Consider the following 21,378-nt stretch of genomic DNA (forward strand, 5'->3'; position numbering starts at 1 on the left):
CGCACCACGAAATGCGACATCCGCGCTACTTGGTGACCAGCGAGCGGAGCAGGAAACCGACGTTGGCGGGGCGTTCGGCGAGGCGGCGCATGAAGTATCCGTACCAGTCGTCGCCGTACGGGACGTAGATGCGCACCCGGGACCCCTGCGAGCGGAGCTGCTCCTGCGCGCTCGGCCGGATGCCGTAGAGCATCTGGAACTCGAAATCGTCCTGACCCTTGCCGTGCTGTGTGGCGAGTGCCTGGGCGATGGAGATCATGCGCGGGTCGTGACTGGCGATCATCGGGTAGCCGAGTCCGCCCATCAGGATGCCGAGGCAGCGGGCGTACGCGCGGTCGACGTCGCTCTTCGCGGGGTGCGCGACGGACTTCGGCTCGGCGTACGCGCCCTTGACCAGGCGGACCCGCGACCCGGTGGTGGCGAGGTCGCGGCAGTCGGCCTCGGTGCGGTACAGCATCGCCTGCAGCGCGACGCCGACCGACGGGTGGTCCTTGCGCAGCTCGGCCAGGATGCCGAGCGTGGAGTCGACCGTGGTGTGGTCCTCCATGTCGAGGGTGACGGTCATCCCGGCCTCGGAGGCCGCGGCGCAGATCGCGTGCGCGTTCTCGGCGGCCAGCGCCTCGCCGTCGCCGGGCAGCGCCTGACCCATCGCGGACAGCTTGAGCGATGCCTCCGACCTGGACGCGAGACCTTCGTCGGCCAGCAGTTCGATCAGCGTGAGGTACGCGTCCCGGGTCGCCTCGGCCTGGGCTCGATCGAGCGTGTCCTCGCCGAGGTGGTCGAGGGTCACGGCGAAGCCGCCGGAGGTCAGCCGGCGGGTGGTGTCGACGGCGGCGTTCACGTCGTCGCCGGCGATGAACCGCCTGACGACCTTGCGCGTCACCGGGGACTTGGTGACAGCGGCCCGGACACGACGGCTGCGGGATGCGGCGAGCAGAGCGGTACCAAGCACGGCGGACTCCTCCTGGTCAGGATGTGAGTGCACTGTAAGGACCATTACGCTCGGCGGGCGTCATCCAGCTGACAGAGGCTACGTGGCAGATCGTCATACAAATGTCTAAGCTGGTCGGATGGACCTCGATGACCTGGTCGGCGCGGTCTCGGACGCGTTCGGTACGCCGGCTGTGCTCGAGGACCGCGACTTCAACCTGATCGCGTTCAACACGCAGGCCGACGAGATCGACGCGGTCCGGGCCGGGTCGATCCTGCGCCGGCGTTCGACGGCCGACGTCCGGAGCTGGTTCGAGCAGTTCGGCATCGCCACCGCGACCGGACCGGTCCGTACGCCGTCCGAGCCGAGCCTCGGCATCCTCCCGCGGCTGTGCCTGCCCGTGCGATGGAACGGCGTGACCTACGGATACTTCTGGCTGCTCGACCCAGAAGGCGGATTGGGTACGCCGGAGCAGCTCGAGGCGACCGCCGCGATCGCGCGCGAGGCGGGTGCTCTGCTCGCGCAGCGGGCCCGGGGGAGTCGTGACGCGTCGCTGCTACTCGCCAACCTGCTGGCACCTGACGACGCGGTGTCGGCGCGGGCGGTCGAAGAGCTCGACAGCAGGGGGCTCGTCCAGCGGACGGCGTACGTCGTGGTTGTCCATGCCGAACAGCCCTCGCGTGAGGTCGTGCCGCTCAATCTCTGGTCGCTGCCGCGCCATGTGCTCGCCACTTCGGGAGAGGGCTTCACGACATTGCTTGTCGACCTCGCGAACGAGCGGATGTTCTTGATCGAGCAGGCGATCGACCGACTTCGGCAGTTGCACGCCCAACGCCTGGGCGACCAGGCCGCGGCGCGCCTGCTCGTCGGAGTCGGTGAGCCGCAGCGCGGCCTCGCCCACGCGCGGACCAGCCATGAACAGGCCATGCGCGCCACGAAGATCCTGGCGGCCGTACCGCGTCTCGGTGCGGTCGCTCATTGGTCGCAACTCGGCGTACACCGGTTGATCTCCTGCGGTCCGCGGTCGGCCCTGGTGGACGCCGTACTCGATCCGCGGGCGCAGCGGCTGCTCGACGCCGGCGGTGAGCTGGTTCGGACCGCGCAGGTCTTCCTGGACCGGGCCGGCAACATCCAGGAGCTGGCCACGGAGCTCGCCATCCACCGCCAGACGGCGTACTACCGCCTCCGCCGCATCGAGACCATCACCGGCTTCGACCTGCACCGCGGCGAGGACCGCCTCACTCTCCACCTCGCCCTGACAATGGCACCACTGCTCACCGAAATCAACGAACCAGTTCAAGGAGGACGACGTGCTCGTCAATGACGGCAGGTCTGGGCCAGGCACGCTCATCGTGACCAATGTGACGGTCTTCGACGGTGAGAGCGCTGAGCTCGTCGACGGACCAGTTGCTGTCCGGGACGGGCGGATCGTCTCGGTCGGGGACACCGCGGACCTTGGCGACGGCGCCGTTGTCGTCGACGCCGAGGGCGGCACCGTGCTGCCTGGGCTGATCGACGCGCACTGTCATCCGTACGGCATCAGTCTCGACATGGTCGATATCGAAGCGAGCCCGCTGAGCTACATCGCGATCGTCGCGGCCGGCCGGCTGCGCAACGCGTTGCGGCGCGGCTTCACGACGATCCGCGATGTCGCCGGTGGCGAGGCTGGGCTGGCGAAGGCGATCGCCGAGGGGCGGCTGGAGGCGCCGCGGTACCTGTTCACCGGACCGGCGCTGAGCCAGACCGGTGGGCATGGCGACCCGCGGCCGGCGCACTGGGACACGTGTCCTTGCCACAGTCACACGACGGAGGTCGTCGACGGGGTGGACCCGCTGCGTCGGGCTGTCCGTGAGCGTTTCCGGCAGGGTGCGCACGCGATCAAGATCATGACGTCGGGCGGCGTCGTATCGCTGACGGACCCGATCCGGATCCCGCAGTACTCCGAGGACGAGATCCGCGCCGTCACGGCCGAGGCGGCCCGGCGGGGGAGCTACGTCGCGGCGCATTCGTACTCGCCGGAAGCGATCGTGCACTCGGTGCGGAACGGCGTACGGTCGATCGAGCACGGCAACCTCCTCGACAGCGCGTCTGCTGCGGCGATGGCTGAGTACGGCGCATTCCTCATCCCGACGTTGGCGGCGTACGACGCGATCGACCGGCGCGGCGTGGAGCTCGGGATGGCTGCGGTGTCGCGGGCCAAGAACCGTGAGGTGCTCGACGCCGGCCGGCAGGCGATCGAGCTCGCCGTCGCCGCAGGGGTTCCGGTCGGGTTCGGCACCGACCTGATGGGTGAGTTGGAGGAAGAACAGCTCAACGGGTTGCGGCTGCAGAGCGAGGTGCTCGGCATCCTCGACACCCTGCGCTGCGCGACCTCGGTGAACGCCCGCCTGCTGGGGTTGGAGGACCTCGGCGCGGTCCGGCCTGGGGCGATCGCGGACCTTCTCGTAGTCTCGGGCAACCCGTCGGAGCAGCCCGAATGCCTGTGGGATCCAGCCGCACAACGGGTCGTCATCCAGGGCGGACGCGTCGTTTAGGAGATCCATGCCGGACAGCATCAGGTTCATCGACAAGGCGGCCCTCGAGCGCACGCTCGGCTGGACGCAGGCGATCGACGCACTCGATGCCGCGCTGATCACCGGGACTGGGAACACGCCGCCGCGGACGTTCGTGGAGGTGTCCGGCGGCCAGCTCATCCTGATGCCCGGCGAGGTCGGGCCGCAGGTCGGCGTGAAGGTCGTGTCGGTCAGCCCCGGCAATGCCGCCCGCGGCCTGCCCCGGATCCAGGGTGTCCACATCGCCTTCGACGGGCCGACGCTGCGGCCGGTCGCCGTCATCGACGCCGAGTCGCTCACCTTGCGACGTACGGCGAGCCTCTCGGCGCTCGCCGTACGTCGGCTGGCGACCACGGACTCGAACTCGCTGCTGGTGTTCGGCACAGGCCCGCAGGCGTTGAGCCATGCCCTGGCGATCAACGCGGTCCGTCCGCTGGACCAGGTCGTCGTCGTGGGCCGCCGGGCCGAGGCGGTTACCGCGCTCGTCGGCTCGCTCGAAGCGCAGGGCCTCCCGGCTCGGCGCGGGGTCCCCGACGATGTCGCGGACGTCGACCTGGTCGCCTGCTGTACGACGGCGACCGAGCCGCTGTTCGACTCCGAGCTGCTCCGGCCGGAAGCGACCGTGGTCGCCGTCGGGTCGCACGAACCAGCCGTCCGGGAGGTCGACACGAACCTCCTCCGCCGCGCCACCGTCGTGGTCGAGTCACGCGCCTCAGCGCTGAGCCAGGCCGGCGACATCATCCTCGCCATCGCGGACGGCGTACCCGAAACCGACGCGATCACAGCCGACCTCCACGAACTCGCCACCGGCCGCCTCGACATCACCGCCGGCGCGCCCCGCCTCTTCAAAAGCGTCGGCGAAGCCTGGTGCGACGTAGTAGCCGCCACCGCCGCCCTCCAAGCCATCTCGTCAGACGACATGCGATAGACCGCCTGCTTCGCTGTCGAGGCGGCGCAGAGTTTCCGAGAAGCGGCCGCGGGCCTGGAGTTGCGCGGTGCCGGTGCTGTAGTCGGTGACCTGTTGCCATTCGTTGCCGGTCACGTAGTACACGTGCGGACTCACAGGTCCCGGCGAGTCGGCGAAGAAGCAATTGGCGAGTCTGAGGAGCATTCCGAAGGCGCTGACCACCGTCTGATCTCGCACCACGTGAATGAGCAGCATGTCCCGGGCCGGCATGGCCACGAGGCAGCCGTACGGAGGGTTCTCGATGCGCAGGGATTCGCGCAGCACGGTGTCGAGAACCAGCGCCCGGGACGCGGTGAACATGCCGCCGGTGAGCATGGCAACCTCGGCGCCGTCGCCACCCGGGTCTTGCACCAGCTCGACGTTGTCCTCGAGACGGCGCAGGTTCGCCAGACCCATCCGGGTGATCTCCTCCCACGGCACACCCAGGGAGTCGAGGTCGAAATGCATTGCGACCGCGCGCCCCGTGCAGGTCGCCGGCGCGATGAGTACGCCTGGCACGAACTCCGGCACCCGGTCGGTCCAACCTCGATCGATCGTGGCTGCGCAGACCAGCCGAAGGTGGAGCTCGTTCTCCAGGTCTTCCGGGACCATCGGCCGTTCGCCCGGAGGAAGCATCTGGTCGAAATGCGCAGCCACCGCCGATCGCCATTGCTGTCGTGGCAACCCGCTGACGGTGCGCGCGAGATTCGCGAGCCCGGCAGACGGAGTGTCGCCCACCGGACTGTCGTCGTCTCCGGCCGCTACCAGTGCGCCGGCGCCGTCGTACCGCATCGAAAACCCGCGTTCCGCGACCGCGGCCTCGGCCAGACGGACCAACCGCTCGGCCTGCGGCATGGTCAGCGGAGTCAGCACCGGGTGCCGCTGATCCATGTCCAGGCCGTTGTGTCGCCTGCTGCATCCACGGTCGCTCCGGCCGCCGTCTCTGTCCTTGCGAGCACTCATCGAGCACCTCCTTTGCCCCAAGAACATATGGACTTTCGGGCACTCGAACGGCCGGTCTTCGCAATCTGTGGATAACCGGCTCTTGTGATGCATGTGTGGCTGGCTTGGGCTTATCCGGCGGCTGCTCGAGCGACGTGATGCAGGCACTGGTGTCCGTCGAGTCGTGGATTTCGGCGGCCTGCTAGTCGGCCTCGGCCGGGTCGGGGTTGGAGTGGGGAGTTCTGCTGGTCGATCCGGGTACGCTGCTCTCCCCGCTCGGGGCCAGCCGCCCGATCGAAGTGGGGAGGCTCGTGTACTGGATCCGGCGGGTAATCCTCCCCGGTCCGTAGCTCAGGCTGTGATGGGCTCCGTCGACAGCAGGCAACTGATTCCTGCGTTGGCCGGGTTGTTCCCTGGTGTGGAGGGATGCCCCCTCGGATTTTCGGTGGGCAACCCTGCAGTTGAGGGGGCAACCTCCGGTTTGAGGCGTGGTCGGGGTTGGCCGGCTGGTCACCGACGGGATTGACAGCCGGCCCACTCCCTTAACCGAGCGGCGTTGCCCCTGGGAGCGGCTGTACGTCGGAGTGCGTCAGGGGGATAGGGTTTCGCTCTGATGTCTCCTACGCGTACTCGTCGTCCTCGTCCGGCTGATATGACCGTCCCCGTCGGGGCGCGCACCGTGTTCACCGATGGTGCCTGCTCGCGCAATCCTGGGCCGGGAGGTTGGGCCTGGGCATTGTCGAAGACCGTGCATGCCTCCGGCCACGAGGCGGTTTCCACGAACCAGCGCATGGAGATCCGGGCCGCGCTCGAGGCCGTGCGGGCGAACGAGGGTCCGCTCCTGGTCGTTTCGGACTCGACGTACGTCGTCAACTGCTTCCGCGACGGCTGGCACACCGGCTGGCTCGAGCGCGGCTGGCTCACCTCGGCAAGGAAGCCGGTCGCCAATCAGGACCTGTGGGAGCCCTTGGTCGAATTGGTGACCCAGCGCGGGGATGTCGCCTTCCAGTGGGTCAAGGGCCACTCCGGCCACGAAATGAACGACTTCGTAGACGCCCTCGCCGTCGCAGCCTGCTTCCCACAGCACTGACCCGGCCGGACGCCCAGTCGTTGGTGCGGGCTTCACCCTGTGGGTTGGGTGATGTTGTCGCGTCGTCGTTGTACGACCAAGGTGGTGCCGAGCGCGGCTCCGCCGAGTGCGATGCCACCCATAGCCCCGAGCGCGATTGAGGTGGCGTCAAGGCCGGGGGTCGACCGGGCGCCTGTCGCAGGGGCCTGGTCGGCGAACTCCGGATATCCAGTGCCTTCATCCGGCCAATCGTCGGGCACGAGGTTCGTGGGCGACGGGTCTCCGTATCCGGGATAACCGGACCCTTCGTCCGGCCAACCGTCCTGGGACTGAGCGGGCTGGCGCGTGCTGTCGGGTTCCCGAGGACTTGCTGAAGCTTCGAGCGTGCCGAGCGTGCCGGCCGCAAACGCAACTGCGAGTACCGCGAATGCTGAGGTTCTGTGATTCCTGATTCCCTCGGACATGTTCCGTTCTCCTGTCCTCGCATCTGGCGGGGCCGCCGGTGCTGGTGGTCCTGGTACGCCGGATGCTCGGTGCTCCCGTTCTCGCTCGGGCAGGTATCACGGCGGCTCGGCCCGGTATCACGGCGGTATCGCGGCTGTTGACGCGCTGCCAGGCGAGGTCGACAGTCGAGAGGTGGGTATCGACGTGCTCGGCCCGCTCTCGATCGAGGGGGATCAGAAGACACTCGGACGACGTGACCGCGTCGTGGTTGCCGCTCTGGCCGTGCACCCTGGTGAGGTCGTCAGCGCCGAGCGACTGGCCGACGCCTTGTGGGGGGAGGTATTGCCGGCGTCGTGGCCGAAGGTGGTCCAGGGGTGCGTGATGCGCCTGCGCAAGGTCCTCGGACCTCACGCGATCGAGACGGTGCCGCTCGGCTACCGGCTCGCCGTACCGCTCGACGAGATCGATGCGCAGCGTTTCGATCGCGCCGTTGCTCGCGCCAGGGACCTGCTGGCGGCCGGCGAACCGGAACGGTCCGCGCTGGTGCTCGCCGACGCGTTGACCCTGTGGCGGGGTCCGCCGCTGACCGAGCTGGACAGCTGGGACACGGCTCGGATCGAGGCATCGCGACTTATCGAGCTGCGGCACGCCGCCGAGGAGCTGTACGTCGAGGCGGCGCTGCGATCGGGCCGGCACGACAACGTGCTGGCCAAGGCGGAGGCGCTGGTCGCCGAGGAGCCACTGCGTGAACGTCGCTGGATTCTGCTGGCGACCGCGCAGTACCAGTCCGGCCGCCAGAGTGAGGCGTTGCGAACGATCCGCCGACTGCGCACCGTGCTGAATCGCGACCTCGGCCTGGACCCCAACCCCGCCATCGACGCCCTGGAGCAGGCGATCCTCCAGCAGGACCCGTCGCTGGTGGCGGAGAGTGTCCTGCCGGAGCCGAGCCCGGTCTGCCCCTATCCGGGACTGAAGCCGTACGACGTGGACGACGCGGACGGCTTCTTCGGACGCGACGCCGATATCGCGGCCTGTCTCCACAAGCTGTCCGAAGAGTCCGTCGTGGCCGTCGTCGGACCGTCCGGCTGCGGTAAGTCCTCCTTGGTGCGGGCCGGGGTCGCGGCAGCGTTGCAACGCGACGGCTTGCGGGTCGTGGTGATGACCCCGGGACCGCATCCACTGGCTGCGATGGCTGCCGCGATGCCTGGTGCGGGTTCTTCGCCAGTGCTGCTCGTTGATCAGTGCGAAGAGGTCTTCTCGCTGTGCCAGGACGCCGATGAGCGCGCCCGCTTCCTGACCGCACTCAGCGCGCACCGGGCAGCGGCGCCGGTGATCATGTCGATGCGTGCCGATCGGCTCGCCGACGTCTCCTCGCACCCGGGTTTCGCCCGGATCGTCGAGCGAGGGCTCCACCTGTTGCCCGGCATGACGCCGCCTGACCTACGGGCAGCGATCGAAGAGCCCGCTCGGCTGGCATCGCTGGTGATCGAACCGGGACTGGTTGATCTGCTGACCAACGAGGTGGCCGACCAGCCGGGCGCGCTCCCGCTGATGTCGCACGCCCTGCGCGAGACCTGGCAGCGCCGCGAAGGACGCACACTCACCGTCGCCGGCTACAACGCCTCCGGTGGGATCCGTGGCGCCGTCGCTCAGTCCGCCGAAGAAGTCCACGAGCGGATCCCGGCGGACCAACGCCAGGTCCTGCGCGACCTGTTCCTGCGCCTGGTCGCGCCCGGTCCGGACGGCGACCCGGTCCGCAGCCGCTTGCCGCGCAGGGTCGTCGTGGTCCGTCCCGAGGACAACGTGATGATCGACAGGCTGGTGGCCGCACGTCTGGTCACCAGCGACGCCGGGGTGGTCGAGCTCGCCCACGAATCGCTCGTCCGCGCCTGGCCGCGACTGCGCGGGTGGCTCGAGGAAGATGTGGAAGGCCGGCGCATCCTGCACCACCTCGCCGGTGCCGCCGACGCCTGGAACAACCTGGGCCGACCCGGGAGCGAGCTATACCGCGGCGTCCGCCTCGCCAAGGCATTGGACTGGCAAAACCGTACGACGCCGACTCTGACTCTGGCCGAGGAAGAGTTCCTTGCCGCAAGCAAGCGATTGTCCGAGACGGAACTGCACAAGGCCGAGAGCCAAGCTCGCCTGCAACTCAGGATCAACCGACGACTCCGCGCCGCCCTCGTCGCGGGCGCGTTTCTGCTGGTCGGCGCGCTGACCGCGGGGCTGGTCGCCGTCCGTCAGGCAGACCGCGCAGAACAGGCCGCAACGAGTGAACTGGCCCGCCAGGTCGGCGCTCGCGCGCTGCTGACCGAGGACATCAGCCAGTCGCTCCTGCTCGCGACCCAGGGCGTCCGCCTCAACGACTCGCCGGAGACACGAGCCAACCTGGTGGCCGCGATGAACGCGCGCCCGCTCCTGGTTCGGTCTGCGCCCGCCCCGCTGGGCCTGATCGACTTCCTTGAGGTCTCTCCCGATGGACACCGGATCGTTTCCGGCGACAACAACGTGACGATCCACCTGTACGACGCGCGATCAGGGGATGTTCTCTACTCGTACAGCTTTGGTCCAGTGGTGGCGGACGAGCACGCAGATATCTTCACCAAAGCGAGGTTCAGTCCGGACGGCCGCTTGGTCGCGGCGCTTGCTGGGAGTGCTGAGGAAACACTTGATCCTCGATGGCCACTCGTTCTGTTGAGCGCCCAAACTTTGGAGCCCGTGACGCCACAGCCCATTCTTCCGCAGATGGACGAGCTGCGCTTCGACAGCCTGACCTTCAGTGCGGACGGTCGCTACCTTGCTGCCGGCGTTTATGGAGCGTCCTACTACTCCGACGCATTCGGTCTGGTCTGGGATCTCCGCGCACTTGGTCGGCCACCGCACAAGGTGCCGCTTACCACTGCCTCCCAAAGCGTCGTTCTCAGCCCGGACGGCCACACAATCTACGGCCAATGGCCGCTTACCGCCTACGACGTAACCACCGGCAAGCGGCTGTGGCAACGGCCAGATCTCCTTGGTGGGCCGTACTTCGACACCGCTATCGGTCCCCCCACCGCGGCCCTCACCAAGCGTGGCGACCTGCTGGCATTTCAGCATCCTGGCCCCGATCGGAGCGACAGGACGACGACGACCTTGGTGAACGCGCGTACGGGGAAGACCCTCAGGGTGCTGCGTAGCCAGACCGATCCACCTCGCGACATGGCATTCTCCGGCGACGGCAAGCTGCTGGCTACGGCTCAGTCCGGCGGAGAGGTTGTCATCTGGGAGGTCGCCAGTGGCGTCCCACGCCTTCGTCTCAAGACGACCGAAGCGTCGTGGGCCGTCGCCTTCAGCCCGGACGCGCGGAGGCTGTATACCGGCGGGGACGACGGCATCCTGCGTATCTACGATCTCGGCGGGCAGCGGCCGTACCTTCGCTCGACGCAGGCCGTTCCGCCGCGCCAGTACCTCCACGTCCTTGCCTCCGACAACGGACAGAAAACCGCCTACCTGTGGCGAGATGGCAAGTCGTCCTGGGTGCGGATCGCCGATGCGACCACGGGCACGATGACGACACCCACCCGTCTCGACATCGAACTGCAGCCAGTCTCACGGACACCGGCGGCGTGGCACCCGAACGGACAGGAGTTGATCGTCCACGACCTCGAGACGATCAAGATCATCGACGCCCGGACCGGCAAGATCCGCAAGGAACAGGACATCCCCGTGTCCGCGGTCGGTTACATCGACCATGGCAAGCGCATCGTTACCAGCAAGACGGAGGGCACCGCCTACTTCGACCCGGAGCTGTCACCCTTGGGGGCGACGTACACCTTCACCACAGACTGCTGCGTGGCGTCGTCGAAGGACGGTGAGACGGCGGCGCTTTTCAAGGACGACAACGGAGTCTCCAGGGAGAACTGGCGAATCGTCCGAGCGGCGACCGGCGCGGACATTCGGGGCGGAGGTCTTCCCGTTCGCCTCAACTCCACCACGTACTCGCCCGACGGGCGACTGATCGCAGTCACCGGAGCCGACGGCGCGGTACTCACCATCGACACCCGGTCGGGCGAGGTCAAACGCGCAGCGGCGACCGGACACACCGACGAAGGCATCAGCATCCGCTTCTCACCAGATGGCACACGCATCGTGTCCGGAGCCGCGGATGGCACCGTCAGCCTGTGGGACGCCCACACCCTCGACCTCCTCGGTACTGTCGCCGCCACCACCGAAGGCAAGCCAGTCGCAGTTCACGCGACTTTCACGGGTGGTGGCAGCGATATAGTCACGATCGCGGCGTACGACGGCAAGACATACCAATGGGACACGCGCATCAACCAGACCATCGCCCACGCCTGCGCCATGGCCGGCCGCAACCTGACCGCCGCCGAATGGGCACAGGCGTTCGGCAACCGTCCCTACGAGAAGACGTGTCCGTGAGGGGCGTGCCCGCACTCGGTCAGGTGAGGCCTGCGTCGTGGATGCGGTTGGCGATCTGGACGCGGTTGGTGGCTTGGAGTTTGACCATGATGCGCGAGACGTGCGCTTTGACGGTGGCCATGCTCAGGTAGAGCTCTTCGGCGATCTGTGCGTTGACCTTGCCTTGGCCGACCGCGATGGCTACCTCCCGTTCGCGGGAGGTGAGTGTGCCGGCCAGTGACCGCGCGTCGAGGACGTGCTGGGCTTCTGGCTCATCCGCGCCGAGGCGGGCGATCAATTGGGCGGTCACGGTGGGGGAGAGCATGTGTTCGCCGGCGGCGACCTTGTGTACCGCCTCGACGATGGCCGCCGGCGGGGTGTGTTTGAGGAGGAAGCCGCTGGCCCCGCCGCGAAGGGCGCGCAGAACGTAGTCGTCGGCGTCGAAGGTCGTCAGCACGATCACTTTGGGCGGTGCGGGCCGGTCCATCAGCTGAGCGAGAGCCTCGAGCCCGTCGAGTCGCGGCATACGGATGTCCATCAGGACGACGTCGGGCGTGACCCGCGCGATGAGGTCGAGCCCGGTCTGGCCGTCGTCCGCCTCCCCGGCCAGTTCGATCGTCGCGTCGTCGCGCAGGATCATGGCGAGTGCCGCGCGCACGAGCGCGTCGTCGTCGATGATCACCACACGGACGGCGGTGCTCATGCCGGCCACGGCAACCAGGCGCGGACCACGAAGTGCCCGTCCAGTTTCAGGTGCTCGAGGCGGCCGCCGATCAGCTCGGCGCGTTCGGTCAGTCCGAGCAGGCCGAGACCGGATCCGGGCGTCAAGCTCACGGCGGAGCCGAGTCGCAGCGGGTTGCGTACCTCGAGCACCAGTTGCCCGCCCGCGTGGCCGCTGAGGGTGACGTCGACTGCTGTGTCCGGTGCGTGTTTGCGGGCGTTCGTCAGACTCTCCTGGATCATCCGGTAGGCCCCGCGCCCGATCGCCTCGGGCGGTTCCGCCAGGTTGTCGACCCGGTTGTGCAACCGGACCTTCGTGCCTGATCCGATCGCCTCCTGGACCAGTGCCGGAAGGTCGGCCAGCGTCGGTTGCGGACGCTCCGGTGGTGCGTCGGTTTCGAGGGTTCGCAGTACGCCGAGGATCGCGTGCAGGTCCTGAAGCGCGAGGTGGGCGCTCTTGCGGGTGATTGCGGCTGCCTCGGCCACCTCGGCATCGCTCAGATTTCGGCAGTACTCCAGTGCACCCGCATGCAATGCCACCAGCGACAGGCGATGCGCCAGGGCGTCGTGCATTTCGCGGGCGATCCTTGCCCGCTCGGTGACCTGCGCCTGCTCGACTCGCAGGCCCTGCTCGCGTTCGGCACGATCCGCTCGCTCCCGCAGCGTGGACAGCAGGTCGCGGCGAGCACCGACGTACATGCCGGGAGCGATCACGGCACTCACGAAGACGACCGTGAACAACAGCGAGAAGAGCAGCGAGTCCTCCGCGCCGGGATGGGTTTCGAAGAAGACGACCGACGCGGCGAAGCCCACGACCGCGACCGGTACGATCTCGCGCCAGCGCCGGCGCGTCGCCAGGGACACCGTGGTGACGACGACAGCCCCCGACGCGGCCGTGGAGAAGGATCCGAAGATGTTGACGATCATGGCAACGAGGAACGGGTTGGTACGTCGCCGGCGCATCAGGACCACGCTGACTACTCCGAGCAGCAGGTCGATGGCCCAGAGCGCACCGATCTGTCCGGCGTACGTGTTGTAGTAGCTCGTGATCCAGAAGCCGGCGCCGGTGACGATGGCGAAGAGGTAGCGCCACGTCGACTGCCAGTGGCTCAGCGGAGGTGGTGGCGCGGCTTGAATGGCGTCCACCTTGCTCACGGTACGGGAGGTCTGCCGTTCCGGGCAGAGACCACGGTTCGGCCGGACCCCTACCGTGGTCTGTTCAGCTCTGTCCCGTGGTTCGAGGTCATGGCATTGCGGCTGATGTGCCGGGCCGGTGCGGGGGCCCAGGCTCGACCACATGATCACAGTCGAAGAACTCAGTAAGCGGTACGGAGCGCACCAATCCGTGGACCGCGTGTCCTTCCGGGCGCAGCCCGGATCCGTCACCGGCTTCCTCGGTCCCAACGGGGCAGGCAAGTCGACCACGATGCGCATGATGACGGGGCTCACCCCGCCGTCGGCGGGTCGCAGCACCATCCTCGGCGTCCCGTACGCCGAACTTCCCAACCCGGGGCGGCACGTCGGGGTTCTCCTGGACGCGTCCGCGCAGCACACCGGGCGGACCGGGCGCGAGATCCTTCGCCTCGGCGCCATCGTCATGGGCCTTCGCCCCCAACGGGTCGACGAGATGCTCGAGATCGTCGGGCTGTCCGCCGACGAGGGCAACCGCCGGGTCGGCAACTACTCGCTCGGCATGCGGCAACGTCTCGGCATCGCGCACGCGCTGCTCGGCGACCCGCAGGTGCTGATCCTGGACGAGCCGGCCAACGGGCTCGACCCCGCCGGCATCCATTGGATGCGCGGGCTGCTGAGAGGCTTCGCGGACCAGGGTGGAACCGTCCTGCTGTCCTCACATCTCCTGCACGAGATCGAGGTCATCGCCGACCACCTGGTCGTCATCGGTCGCGGCGTCATCGTTGCTGATGGCAACAAGGCCGACCTGCTGAACGCCGCGGGCACGCTCGTCCGCGGCCTGGACCCGGATGCGCTGGCGCGCTGCCTGGACGCCGCCGGGTTCGTGTACCAGCTCGAGCCCGACGGCGCGTACGTCGTGGATGCCCCCCGCGAGCAGATCGCCGCGGCCGCCGCACGGCATGGCGTGGCCGTCACCGAGCTGCGAGGCGCGGACGGTTCCGGACTCGAGGAAATGTTCTTGCAGCTCACCGCCGACGACGCACGAGAGAAGGTCATCGCATGACTACCGCGACCCACCACCTCGAACTGTCACCGGATCCGAGGGTGGCATCCGTACCGTTCAGCCGCCTGCTGCGGGCCGAACTGCGCAAACTGGTCGACACCCGGGCCGGCTTCTGGCTGCTCACCGCGATCGGTCTCATCACGGTCGCCGTGATCGTCGTGTTCCTGTTCGTCGCCGATCCGGACCAGCTGACCTTCATGAACCTCGTCGGTGCGACGGCGACCCCGCAGAGCATCTTGCTCCCGGTGCTCGGCATCCTCGCGGTCACCGCCGAGTGGAGCCAGCGCACCGGCCTGGTCACCTTCACCCTCGAGCCCAGCCGGATCCGGATCGCCGTCGCGAAACTGGTCGCTGTGGTCCTGGTCGGCCTGCTCGCGGTGGTCGTGGCACTCGGTGTGGCAGCCTTGAGCAACCTCGCCGGGATGGCGTTCATGGACGGCGCCGGTAGCTGGAACATTGGCGCCGCCAACGTCCGCGACTTCTTCGCCGTACAACTGATCGGCATCGTTCAGGGCTTCGCCTTCGGCATGTTGCTGATGAACACCGCCGCCGCCATCGTGCTCTACTACGTGATCCCGATCGCCTGGACGGTGCTCTTCTCGATGGTCGGCAGCCTCGAGAAGGTCGCGCCCTGGCTCGACGTCAACACCGCCATGGCGCCGGCCTTCGACCAGCGGACGTTCCAGGCCGGCGACTGGGCCCACATCGCAGTCTCCGGCGCCATCTGGGTACTCCTGCCACTCGCCCTCGGCCTCGTGCGGCTCCTCCGCCGCGAGGTCAAGTCAGCCTGACATCACCTCGGCAGCAGAACCTGGACCTGGGTTTTGATCTCCTGGACGACGTCGTCGACCGGCTTGGCGATGTTGATCGTTGCCGCCATGCTGACGAACATGATCGCGGACACGATGTGGGCGAGCGTTGCGGCGTCGGCGGCGCTGCTGCGCCCGTCTCGCTGGAGCACGTCGGCGATCGCCTGCTCGGTCTGGACGGTAAGGCCGAGGGCGGTGCGGTGGTGGGGCTCCTCGGGGTCGCCGAAGACGATCTCGCGCAGGTAGGTCCGCCCGTTGTCGATCTGCTTGCGGTTGCATTCCACGACCGGGCGGACGATCGCCATCACCGCGTCGAGTACGTCGGGGATGCTCCCGGCAGCCGACGTACCTTCGGCGAGCGCGTCGGCGTACGACGAGTTCTGCACGAGCAGGAGGAGTTCGCCCTTGGTCTTGGCGTAGAGGAAGAGCGTGCCGGCGCCGATGTCGGCCTTGTCGGCGATCTCCTGGGTGGTGACCTCGTCGACTCCGCGCTCGGCGAAGAGCTCCCGGGCGGCGGCGGTGATGCGGTCGAGCTTCTCCTGCTTGTTCCGCTCGCGCCGTCCGACTCGTTGGGAGGCGAGTGGCATGGCTGCCTTCCTTATCTGCTGCGTGGGCTCCGGCTGTGTGGACTCGAATGTGCCGGCGCTCATTCTTCCACGGGCGCAAGAGCAGCCACTGGTCAGCGGGCGAGGAACTCGACGGCGACCGGGGCGAATTGCTCGTGGTACTGGAAGATGCCGCCGTGGCCGGAGTCGGGGTAGATGACCAGTTCCGAGTCCTTGATACGCCGGTGCAGGTCCTCCGACAGCACCGAGGGCACCATGCGGTCGTTGTCGCCGTTGGCGATCAGGGTGGGCTGGGTGATCATGGACAGGTCGGCGGGGGCGGAGCGTCCCCACCTCTTGATCGCCTTCAGCTGCGTCTGGAACGCCGTGACCTTCATCTCCGCGTCGCGGTCGGCAGTGCGCTCCTTGAGCCGGTTGACGAACGCGCGGGCGGCGGGCTTGCCGGTGGCGTTGCGGTTGAAGAACAGGAACTCCTTGGGGTCCGAGCGGGTCAGAGTCGCTCTGAGGATGTCGTAGTACGTGATGCCGGCGACCTTGTCGATGTCCTTGCCGCCCGCGGGGCCGGTGCCGGTGAGGACGAGCTTGCGGACGAGCTCGGGGTGTTTCACCACGAGGGCCTGGGCGATCATGCCGCCGAGGGAGAAGGAGAAGATGTCGATCTTGTCGAGGCCGAGCGCCTTGACGAAGGTGTAGGCGTCGTCGGCCATGGCCTCGATGCTGTCGGGAACGCGGCCGGTGGAGGCGCCGACGCCACGGTTGTCGAAGGCGATGACGTGGTGCTCCGCGGCGATCGGGTCGATGATCCGGGGATCCCAGTTGTCGAGGGTGGCGGCGAGGTGGACGAAGAAGACGACAGGGATGCCGCCCTCCGGCCCGAGCTCGCGGTAGGCGTAGGTGACGCCGCCGGCGTCGACCGTGCGGGTCGGCGCGTCCTTGTAGGCGGTGATGACGGTACTCATGATGGTTCTCCTGGTTCGTAGGGTTTGTCAGGGCAGGCTGATGACGGCTTTGCCGCGGATGCCGGCCTTGTGCAGGGACTGCACGGCCTGCACGGTCTGGTCGAAGTCGAAGACCCGTCCGACGACGGGGCGCAGTACGCCGCTGTCGACGAGGGCCGTGATCTGGCGAAGCTGGTCGCCGCTGGCGCGCATGAAGAGGAACTCGTACGTCACGCCGAGGCGCCGTGCCTGGCGCCGGATGCGGCTGCTGAGCGCGGCCATCGCCAGCCGCAGCACCGGGTTCGCGCCGACCTCGCGGCCGAACGCCGCATCAGGCGGTCCTGCGATCCCGATCGCTTTGCCGCCCGGACGCAGCACGCGGAGCGACTTCTCGAGGTTCTTGCCGCCGAGGCTGTCCAGCACCAGGTCGTACCCTTCGACGAGCTGTTCGAAGTCCTGGCTGCGGTAGTCGATGACGAAGTCCGCCCCGAGCTCGCGCACGAAGTCGGCGTTGCCGGCGCTCACCGTGGTGGCGACCGTTGCGCCGAGGTACTTGGCGAGCTGGATCGCGACGGTCCCGACTCCGCCGGAGCCGGCGTGGATCAGGACCCGTTGACCCGGCTGCAGGTTGCCCCGCTCGACGAGTGCCTGCCATGCGGTCAGAGCCACCAGTGGTAGCGAGGCGGCTTCCTCGAGGCTGACCGAGGCGGGCTTGAGCGCCAGGTCGGCCTCGGCGACCGCGATCCGCTCGGCGAATGTTCCGATGCGGTCCTTGCCGGGCCGGGCATAGACCTCGTCGCCCAGCCTGAATCCCCGCACCTTCGCACCGACGCCGAGCACCGTTCCGGCGACGTCGTTACCGAGGATCAGCGGCAGCTTGTACGGGAGGATCCGCCTGAACTCGCCCGCCCGGATCTTCTCGTCGAGCATGTTGAGCCCGGCGGCCCGGACCTGCACGAGTACGTCGTGCTCCCCGACCACGGGCTCGGGGACGTCCGCTTGCTGAACCGGCCCCTTGTACTGCTTCACGACGAACGCGCGCACGGCGACTTCCTTCTAGTTCCGACGACTTGCTCAGATCGAATAACCTGAGTTGCCTCAATAATGAGTGCACTCAGTTAAATTGTCAAGCGAGCCTCGGAAGACAAGACAGAACCCCCGGCGAGTGGACGTGTAGCGTCGTCGGCGGGAGGCGTTGATGAAGGAACTTGTCGGGCGGGTGGCCCTCGGCGTTGCCGGGTTCTCGTTCGCGCCCAGGGATCGCTCCGCCGATCTCGCGACGATCCGGGCCGGAATCGCTGCGGGTACGGCGATCCTCGACACCGCGCGTGCATACGCGCGCGTCGACGCGCCGTTGTACGGCGAGGAGCTGGCCGCCGAGGCAGCTCGGGGTACGGGCGTGATCGTCGGGACCAAAGGTGGTCATTCGCGAACCGGCGAGTCAACCTGGGATGCCGACATCAGCGCGCGCCGGATCCGGTCCGACGTCGAGACGAGCCTTCGGGTGTTCGGGCGCGAGCGACTCGATCTCTACTACCTCCATCGCGTCGATCTCGCCGAACAGCCTGTGGAAGAGGGCGTTTCGGCTCTCGCGGAGCTGCGCGACGAAGGCAAGGTGGCCCGGGTCGGCCTGTCGAACGTCAGCGTCGCCGACCTCGAGCGGGCGGCCGCGGTCGCGCGTGTCGACGCCGTACAGAATCATCACAGCGCCATCGGACGCGAGTCGCTCGACGTGCTTGCGTGGTGCGAGGCCAACGAGGTCCCGTTCTTCGCCTACTCGCCCCTTCGGCCCGCGTCCGCGGCTCCGTCGCCACATCTCGCCGCGCTCGCCGACGAACGTGGCGTCTCGCTGCAACGCCTGTACCTACGTGCCCTGCTGGCGTCGTCGCCCGTGCTGTCCGTCGTTTCCGGCGCGACCCGACCGGAAACTGTCCTCGACTCCCTCGCCGCAGAATCCGAGCCGTGGGACGAGCCCCTGGCAACGGCCTACGCCGCCGACCTCACCTGACCTCCGCGAACCGAACTTTCCGGTGGGCGGCAGCGTCGATGGTGGTGACCAGGACGATGTCGGTGCGGAGATTCGGGGGACGGGATGGGGAGCAGGTTCGGGTTGCCGATCGGGCTCGCGCTTGGTGCGGCAGTGGCGATGGCTTGCCTGCACACCGCATTCGCGAGTGAGGGCCGGCCGGCTAACGCATCCGAGACGGCACCGCGTGCCGCTGCGACCACTCCTGTGAAACCGGCAGCGTCACCTTCGGCGACGCCCTCCCACGCGCCGTCCGCCGGGCCGGTGAAGCAGGCGGGCGGGAAGGTCGTCTACCTGACGTTCGATGACGGCCCGGACCCGCACTGGACGCCCGAGGTGCTCGCCGTACTTCAGGCGCACAACGCGCACGGCACGTTCTTCATGCTCGCCGAACACGCGAACGAGCACCCCGACCTGGTCGACCAGGTCCGCTCAGCCGGCAACACCATCGGGAATCACTCGGTGTCGCACCCGCAGTTGCCCAAGCTCTCGCCCGCCCAGTTGCACCACCAGATCGCCGACGGCGTCCGCTCGAAGTGCTTCCGCCCGCCGTACGGCGCGACGAACGCCGCGGTCCGTGCCGAGATCCGGCGCAACGGCATGCAGCAGGTCTTGTGGGACGTCGATCCGCAGGACTGGGCGCGACCGGGTACGTCGACGATCGTGCGGCGCGCGCTGGCCGGCGCGCACCCCGGCGCGATCATCCTCATGCACGACGGTGGCGGGAACCGAGCCCAGACGGTCGCCGCCCTGGACCAGGTCCTGACGACCCTGTCGGCCCGCGGCTACACCTTCGCCACCCTGTCCTGCTGACGTCCGTATCCTGCCGCGGCGTGACTCAGGTTGGTCGAGGTTGCTCGTCCTCGGGGAGCGGGCGAATATGCACCCGCGATCCGGAGGTCGCGGCCTGGCGGACGAGTTCGGTGACGCCGGCGGCGTCCGTCACGGTCCGGGTGGGTGCGGCGCGGTCGGGCACGGTGTAGGTCACTTCGTAGAGAGCGGCGGTCTCCAATGTCCCCCCAGACGGTGTCGGTCGTTCAGGCGTGCTGGCCGGTGCCCTCCGATGGAACGGTGATGCCGTTCTCGAGAGCTTGGCGCAGGAGGCTGTCGAGTTCGCCGGAGTAGATGCGCTCGGCGTCAAGGTCTCCGGTGTCCTGGGCAGTGCGGAGTTGTTCCCGGGCGGAGGTGATCCGCTGGTGCAGTTCCGCGGTGAACGTGTCCATGATGGACCTACCTTATGCACGAGTTGCAGAATTCTTCAATTCGTGATCGCATGAATTTGCAAGGTAGGGAGCGAGTGGAGGGCGGAGGATGACGACACCGTTGCACCAGTTGAAGGCGGAGTTCTTCAAGACACTGGGGCATCCGGCGCGTATCCGGCTGCTGGAGCTGTTGAGCGAACGCGAGATGGCGGTCAGCGAGCTCCTGCCGGAGATCGGCCTCGAGGCGTCGAACCTGTCCCAGCAGTTGGCCGTGCTGCGCCGCGCGGGCCTGGTGACGGCCCGTCGCGAGGGTTCGCAGGTGTACTACGCGTTGACCAGTCCGCAGGTGGCCGAATTGCTCGCGGTGGCCAGGCGCATCCTGACGTCGGTTCTGTCGGACCAGGTCGAGCTGCTGGACGGCCTGCGTGCGGACCGGTGACCTCGAACATGTCTGACCTTCATCAACCTCTCCGACGCAGGGAACGACCTATGAAGCGGCGCCAGCCCCGCCCGATGAAGATCGAGACCGTCCAGAAATGGGTCGCCTCGGTCATCCTGTTCCACGTCGGCAGCGTCCCGACGGTGTCGCTCGCCGTCTACAGCATCGGCTTCGCCGACACCGAGCGCGGCCGCGGGATCGGGCTGTGGCTCATGTCAGGCGTGATCGGCCTGCTGACAGTCGCCGGCATGCGCCTCATCCACCAGCGCACCCCCTTCTCGCCCTGGCTGGCCCTTGGCATCCTCCCCACCGCCGTCACCGGCTTCTACATCTTCTGACCTCTCAGTTGCGGAGTTGGGCGGCGTGGTCGGGGACTTGGGTTTGCATGTCGCGGGGTGGGCGTTCGTAGCCTTTGGAGGGTGGGCGGGGTGGGAGCTCGAGGGGCGGTCGCTGGACCTCGTGGTAGGGGACGGTCGACAGCAGGTGGGCGATCATGTTGATCCGGGCGGAGCGTTTGTCCTCGCTCTCGACGACGTACCAGGGCGCCTCGGGGATGTCGGTGTGGACGAACATCTCGTCCTTCGCGCGGGAGTAGTCCTCCCAACGGGTGATCGACTCCAGGTCCATCGGTGAGAGTTTCCAGCGGCGCATCGGGTCCTCGACACGGCTGCGGAAGCGGTGCTCCTGTTCGCTGTCGCTGACCGAGAACCAGTATTTGCGCAGCAGTACGCCGTCCTCGACGAGCAGCCGTTCGAAGATCGGGCACTGGTGCAGGAACCGTGCGTACTCCTGGTTGGTGCAGAATCCCATCACGCGTTCGACGCCGGCGCGGTTGTACCAGCTGCGGTCGAACAGGACGATCTCGCCGGCGGCCGGCAGGTGTTCGACGTACCGCTGGAAGTACCACTGCGTTCGCTGGCGCTCGGTCGGTGCGGGCAGGGCGGCGATCCGGGCGACGCGGGGATTGAGGTACTCCGTGACGCGTTTGATCGTGCTGCCCTTGCCGGCTGCGTCACGGCCCTCGAAGATCACCACGACCCGGGCCTTCTCGACCCGTACCCATTCCTGCAGCTTGACCAGCTCGGCCTGCAGCCGCAACAGCTCGCGCTCGTACCGCTTCTTCGGCAATCGCTTCGTAGCGCCCATCCCAGAACGATGCCGCATCCGCCGCCAAGAACACAGCGGTCACGCCGCAGACG

The 21,378-nt window shown here is 67.9% G+C and carries 21 protein-coding genes; 11 read left to right on the plus strand and 10 right to left on the minus strand.

What is annotated here, in order from left to right; translation table 11 throughout:
- Window positions 1-25: 25 nt before the first annotated feature.
- Window positions 26-952 (minus strand): proline dehydrogenase family protein, encoded by a 927-nt coding sequence (locus tag EV137_RS00160; protein ID WP_134125658.1) that lies wholly within the window; start codon window positions 950-952, stop codon window positions 26-28.
- Between the two features lie 118 nt (window positions 953-1,070).
- On the opposite strand from EV137_RS00160, the gene EV137_RS00165 reads away from it, so the two are divergent.
- From EV137_RS00165 to EV137_RS00175, 3 genes are read left to right on the plus strand one after another with little or no spacing between them, the layout of a single operon-like run.
- Window positions 1,071-2,255 (plus strand): PucR family transcriptional regulator, encoded by a 1,185-nt coding sequence (locus tag EV137_RS00165; protein WP_134125660.1) that lies wholly within the window; start codon window positions 1,071-1,073, stop codon window positions 2,253-2,255.
- Entirely contained in the window at window positions 2,242-3,465 is a 1,224-nt protein-coding gene (locus EV137_RS00170; protein ID WP_134125662.1) for a metal-dependent hydrolase family protein, read from the plus strand. The genes EV137_RS00165 and EV137_RS00170 overlap by 14 nt, the downstream gene beginning before the upstream one ends.
- Before the next feature lie 7 nt (window positions 3,466-3,472).
- Window positions 3,473-4,411, plus strand: a complete 939-nt coding sequence (locus EV137_RS00175) for an ornithine cyclodeaminase family protein (protein ID WP_134125664.1) — start codon at window positions 3,473-3,475, stop codon at window positions 4,409-4,411.
- Here the strand turns inward: EV137_RS00175 and EV137_RS00180 are convergent.
- On the minus strand, window positions 4,394-5,392 hold the full coding sequence (locus tag EV137_RS00180) for a DUF1444 domain-containing protein (RefSeq protein ID WP_134125666.1): 999 nt from the start codon (window positions 5,390-5,392) through the stop codon (window positions 4,394-4,396). The genes EV137_RS00175 and EV137_RS00180 overlap by 18 nt on opposite strands.
- A 631-nt stretch (window positions 5,393-6,023) precedes the next feature.
- On the opposite strand from EV137_RS00180, the gene EV137_RS00185 reads away from it, so the two are divergent.
- The gene (locus tag EV137_RS00185; protein ID WP_134005140.1) at window positions 6,024-6,461 is read left to right on the plus strand and encodes a ribonuclease H family protein; all 438 of its coding nucleotides are present in this window, start codon (window positions 6,024-6,026) and stop codon (window positions 6,459-6,461) included.
- 615 nt (window positions 6,462-7,076) lie between these two features.
- Entirely contained in the window at window positions 7,077-11,303 is a 4,227-nt protein-coding gene (locus EV137_RS00190; protein ID WP_166679737.1) for an nSTAND1 domain-containing NTPase, read from the plus strand.
- A 19-nt stretch (window positions 11,304-11,322) separates the two neighbouring features.
- Here EV137_RS00190 and EV137_RS00195 read toward each other — a convergent pair whose 3' ends face one another.
- Both EV137_RS00195 and EV137_RS00200 read right to left on the minus strand, forming a co-directional pair.
- Window positions 11,323-11,985 carry a response regulator gene (locus tag EV137_RS00195; RefSeq protein WP_134125670.1) on the minus strand — a complete coding sequence of 221 codons (663 nt, stop codon included), beginning with the start codon at window positions 11,983-11,985 and terminating at the stop codon, window positions 11,323-11,325.
- A complete protein-coding gene (locus EV137_RS00200; protein WP_166679738.1) occupies window positions 11,982-13,148 on the minus strand; it encodes a sensor histidine kinase in 1,167 nt (388 codons plus the stop codon). Before EV137_RS00200 ends, EV137_RS00195 begins: the two co-directional genes overlap by 4 nt.
- 151 nt (window positions 13,149-13,299) lie before the next feature.
- Between EV137_RS00200 and EV137_RS00205 the strand changes: the two genes are divergently transcribed.
- Window positions 13,300-14,199: an ABC transporter ATP-binding protein gene (locus EV137_RS00205; RefSeq protein WP_134005133.1), complete on the plus strand. Its 900-nt coding sequence runs from the start codon at window positions 13,300-13,302 to the stop codon at window positions 14,197-14,199.
- Window positions 14,196-14,990 (plus strand): ABC transporter permease, encoded by a 795-nt coding sequence (locus EV137_RS00210; protein ID WP_134125674.1) that lies wholly within the window; start codon window positions 14,196-14,198, stop codon window positions 14,988-14,990. The genes EV137_RS00205 and EV137_RS00210 overlap by 4 nt, the downstream gene beginning before the upstream one ends.
- A gap of 2 nt (window positions 14,991-14,992) precedes the next feature.
- Here the strand turns inward: EV137_RS00210 and EV137_RS00215 are convergent, their stop codons facing one another.
- The 3 genes from EV137_RS00215 to EV137_RS00225 all read right to left on the minus strand — a co-directional run bounded on the left by EV137_RS00215 (window position 14,993) and on the right by EV137_RS00225 (window position 17,556).
- Complete coding sequence (locus EV137_RS00215; RefSeq protein WP_134005129.1) at window positions 14,993-15,595, minus strand: TetR/AcrR family transcriptional regulator; 603 nt, start codon at window positions 15,593-15,595, stop codon at window positions 14,993-14,995.
- A gap of 92 nt (window positions 15,596-15,687) precedes the next feature.
- On the minus strand, window positions 15,688-16,533 hold the full coding sequence (locus tag EV137_RS00220) for an alpha/beta fold hydrolase (protein WP_134125676.1): 846 nt from the start codon (window positions 16,531-16,533) through the stop codon (window positions 15,688-15,690).
- Between the two features lie 27 nt (window positions 16,534-16,560).
- Window positions 16,561-17,556: an NADP-dependent oxidoreductase gene (locus EV137_RS00225; protein ID WP_134125678.1), complete on the minus strand. Its 996-nt coding sequence runs from the start codon at window positions 17,554-17,556 to the stop codon at window positions 16,561-16,563.
- A gap of 154 nt (window positions 17,557-17,710) precedes the next feature.
- Between EV137_RS00225 and EV137_RS00230 the strand changes: the two genes are divergently transcribed.
- Both EV137_RS00230 and EV137_RS00235 read left to right on the plus strand, forming a co-directional pair.
- Window positions 17,711-18,520 carry an aldo/keto reductase gene (locus tag EV137_RS00230; protein ID WP_134125680.1) on the plus strand — a complete coding sequence of 270 codons (810 nt, stop codon included), beginning with the start codon at window positions 17,711-17,713 and terminating at the stop codon, window positions 18,518-18,520.
- Between the two features lie 282 nt (window positions 18,521-18,802).
- On the plus strand, window positions 18,803-19,351 hold the full coding sequence (locus EV137_RS00235; RefSeq protein ID WP_238175000.1) for a polysaccharide deacetylase family protein: 549 nt from the start codon (window positions 18,803-18,805) through the stop codon (window positions 19,349-19,351).
- A gap of 25 nt (window positions 19,352-19,376) precedes the next feature.
- Here EV137_RS00235 and EV137_RS40350 read toward each other — a convergent pair whose 3' ends face one another.
- Window positions 19,377-19,526: a DUF8834 family protein gene (locus tag EV137_RS40350; protein WP_166679739.1), complete on the minus strand. Its 150-nt coding sequence runs from the start codon at window positions 19,524-19,526 to the stop codon at window positions 19,377-19,379.
- 49 nt (window positions 19,527-19,575) lie between these two features.
- Window positions 19,576-19,761, minus strand: coding sequence for a hypothetical protein (locus tag EV137_RS00240; protein ID WP_134125681.1), 186 nt, complete (start codon window positions 19,759-19,761; stop codon window positions 19,576-19,578).
- Between the two features lie 88 nt (window positions 19,762-19,849).
- Between EV137_RS00240 and EV137_RS00245 the strand changes: the two genes are divergently transcribed.
- Together EV137_RS00245 and EV137_RS00250 are read left to right on the plus strand one after the other, a co-directional pair.
- Window positions 19,850-20,179 (plus strand): ArsR/SmtB family transcription factor, encoded by a 330-nt coding sequence (locus EV137_RS00245; RefSeq protein WP_134005118.1) that lies wholly within the window; start codon window positions 19,850-19,852, stop codon window positions 20,177-20,179.
- Between the two features lie 50 nt (window positions 20,180-20,229).
- The gene (locus tag EV137_RS00250; protein WP_134005116.1) at window positions 20,230-20,517 is read left to right on the plus strand and encodes a hypothetical protein; all 288 of its coding nucleotides are present in this window, start codon (window positions 20,230-20,232) and stop codon (window positions 20,515-20,517) included.
- A gap of 4 nt (window positions 20,518-20,521) precedes the next feature.
- Here the strand turns inward: EV137_RS00250 and ppk2 are convergent, their stop codons facing one another.
- Window positions 20,522-21,325 carry a polyphosphate kinase 2 gene (gene ppk2 / locus EV137_RS00255; RefSeq protein WP_134005114.1) on the minus strand — a complete coding sequence of 268 codons (804 nt, stop codon included), beginning with the start codon at window positions 21,323-21,325 and terminating at the stop codon, window positions 20,522-20,524.
- Window positions 21,326-21,378 lie beyond the last annotated feature (53 nt).

It is taken from the genome of Kribbella pratensis (assembly GCF_004366075.1).
GTDB lineage: Bacteria > Actinomycetota > Actinomycetes > Propionibacteriales > Kribbellaceae > Kribbella > Kribbella pratensis.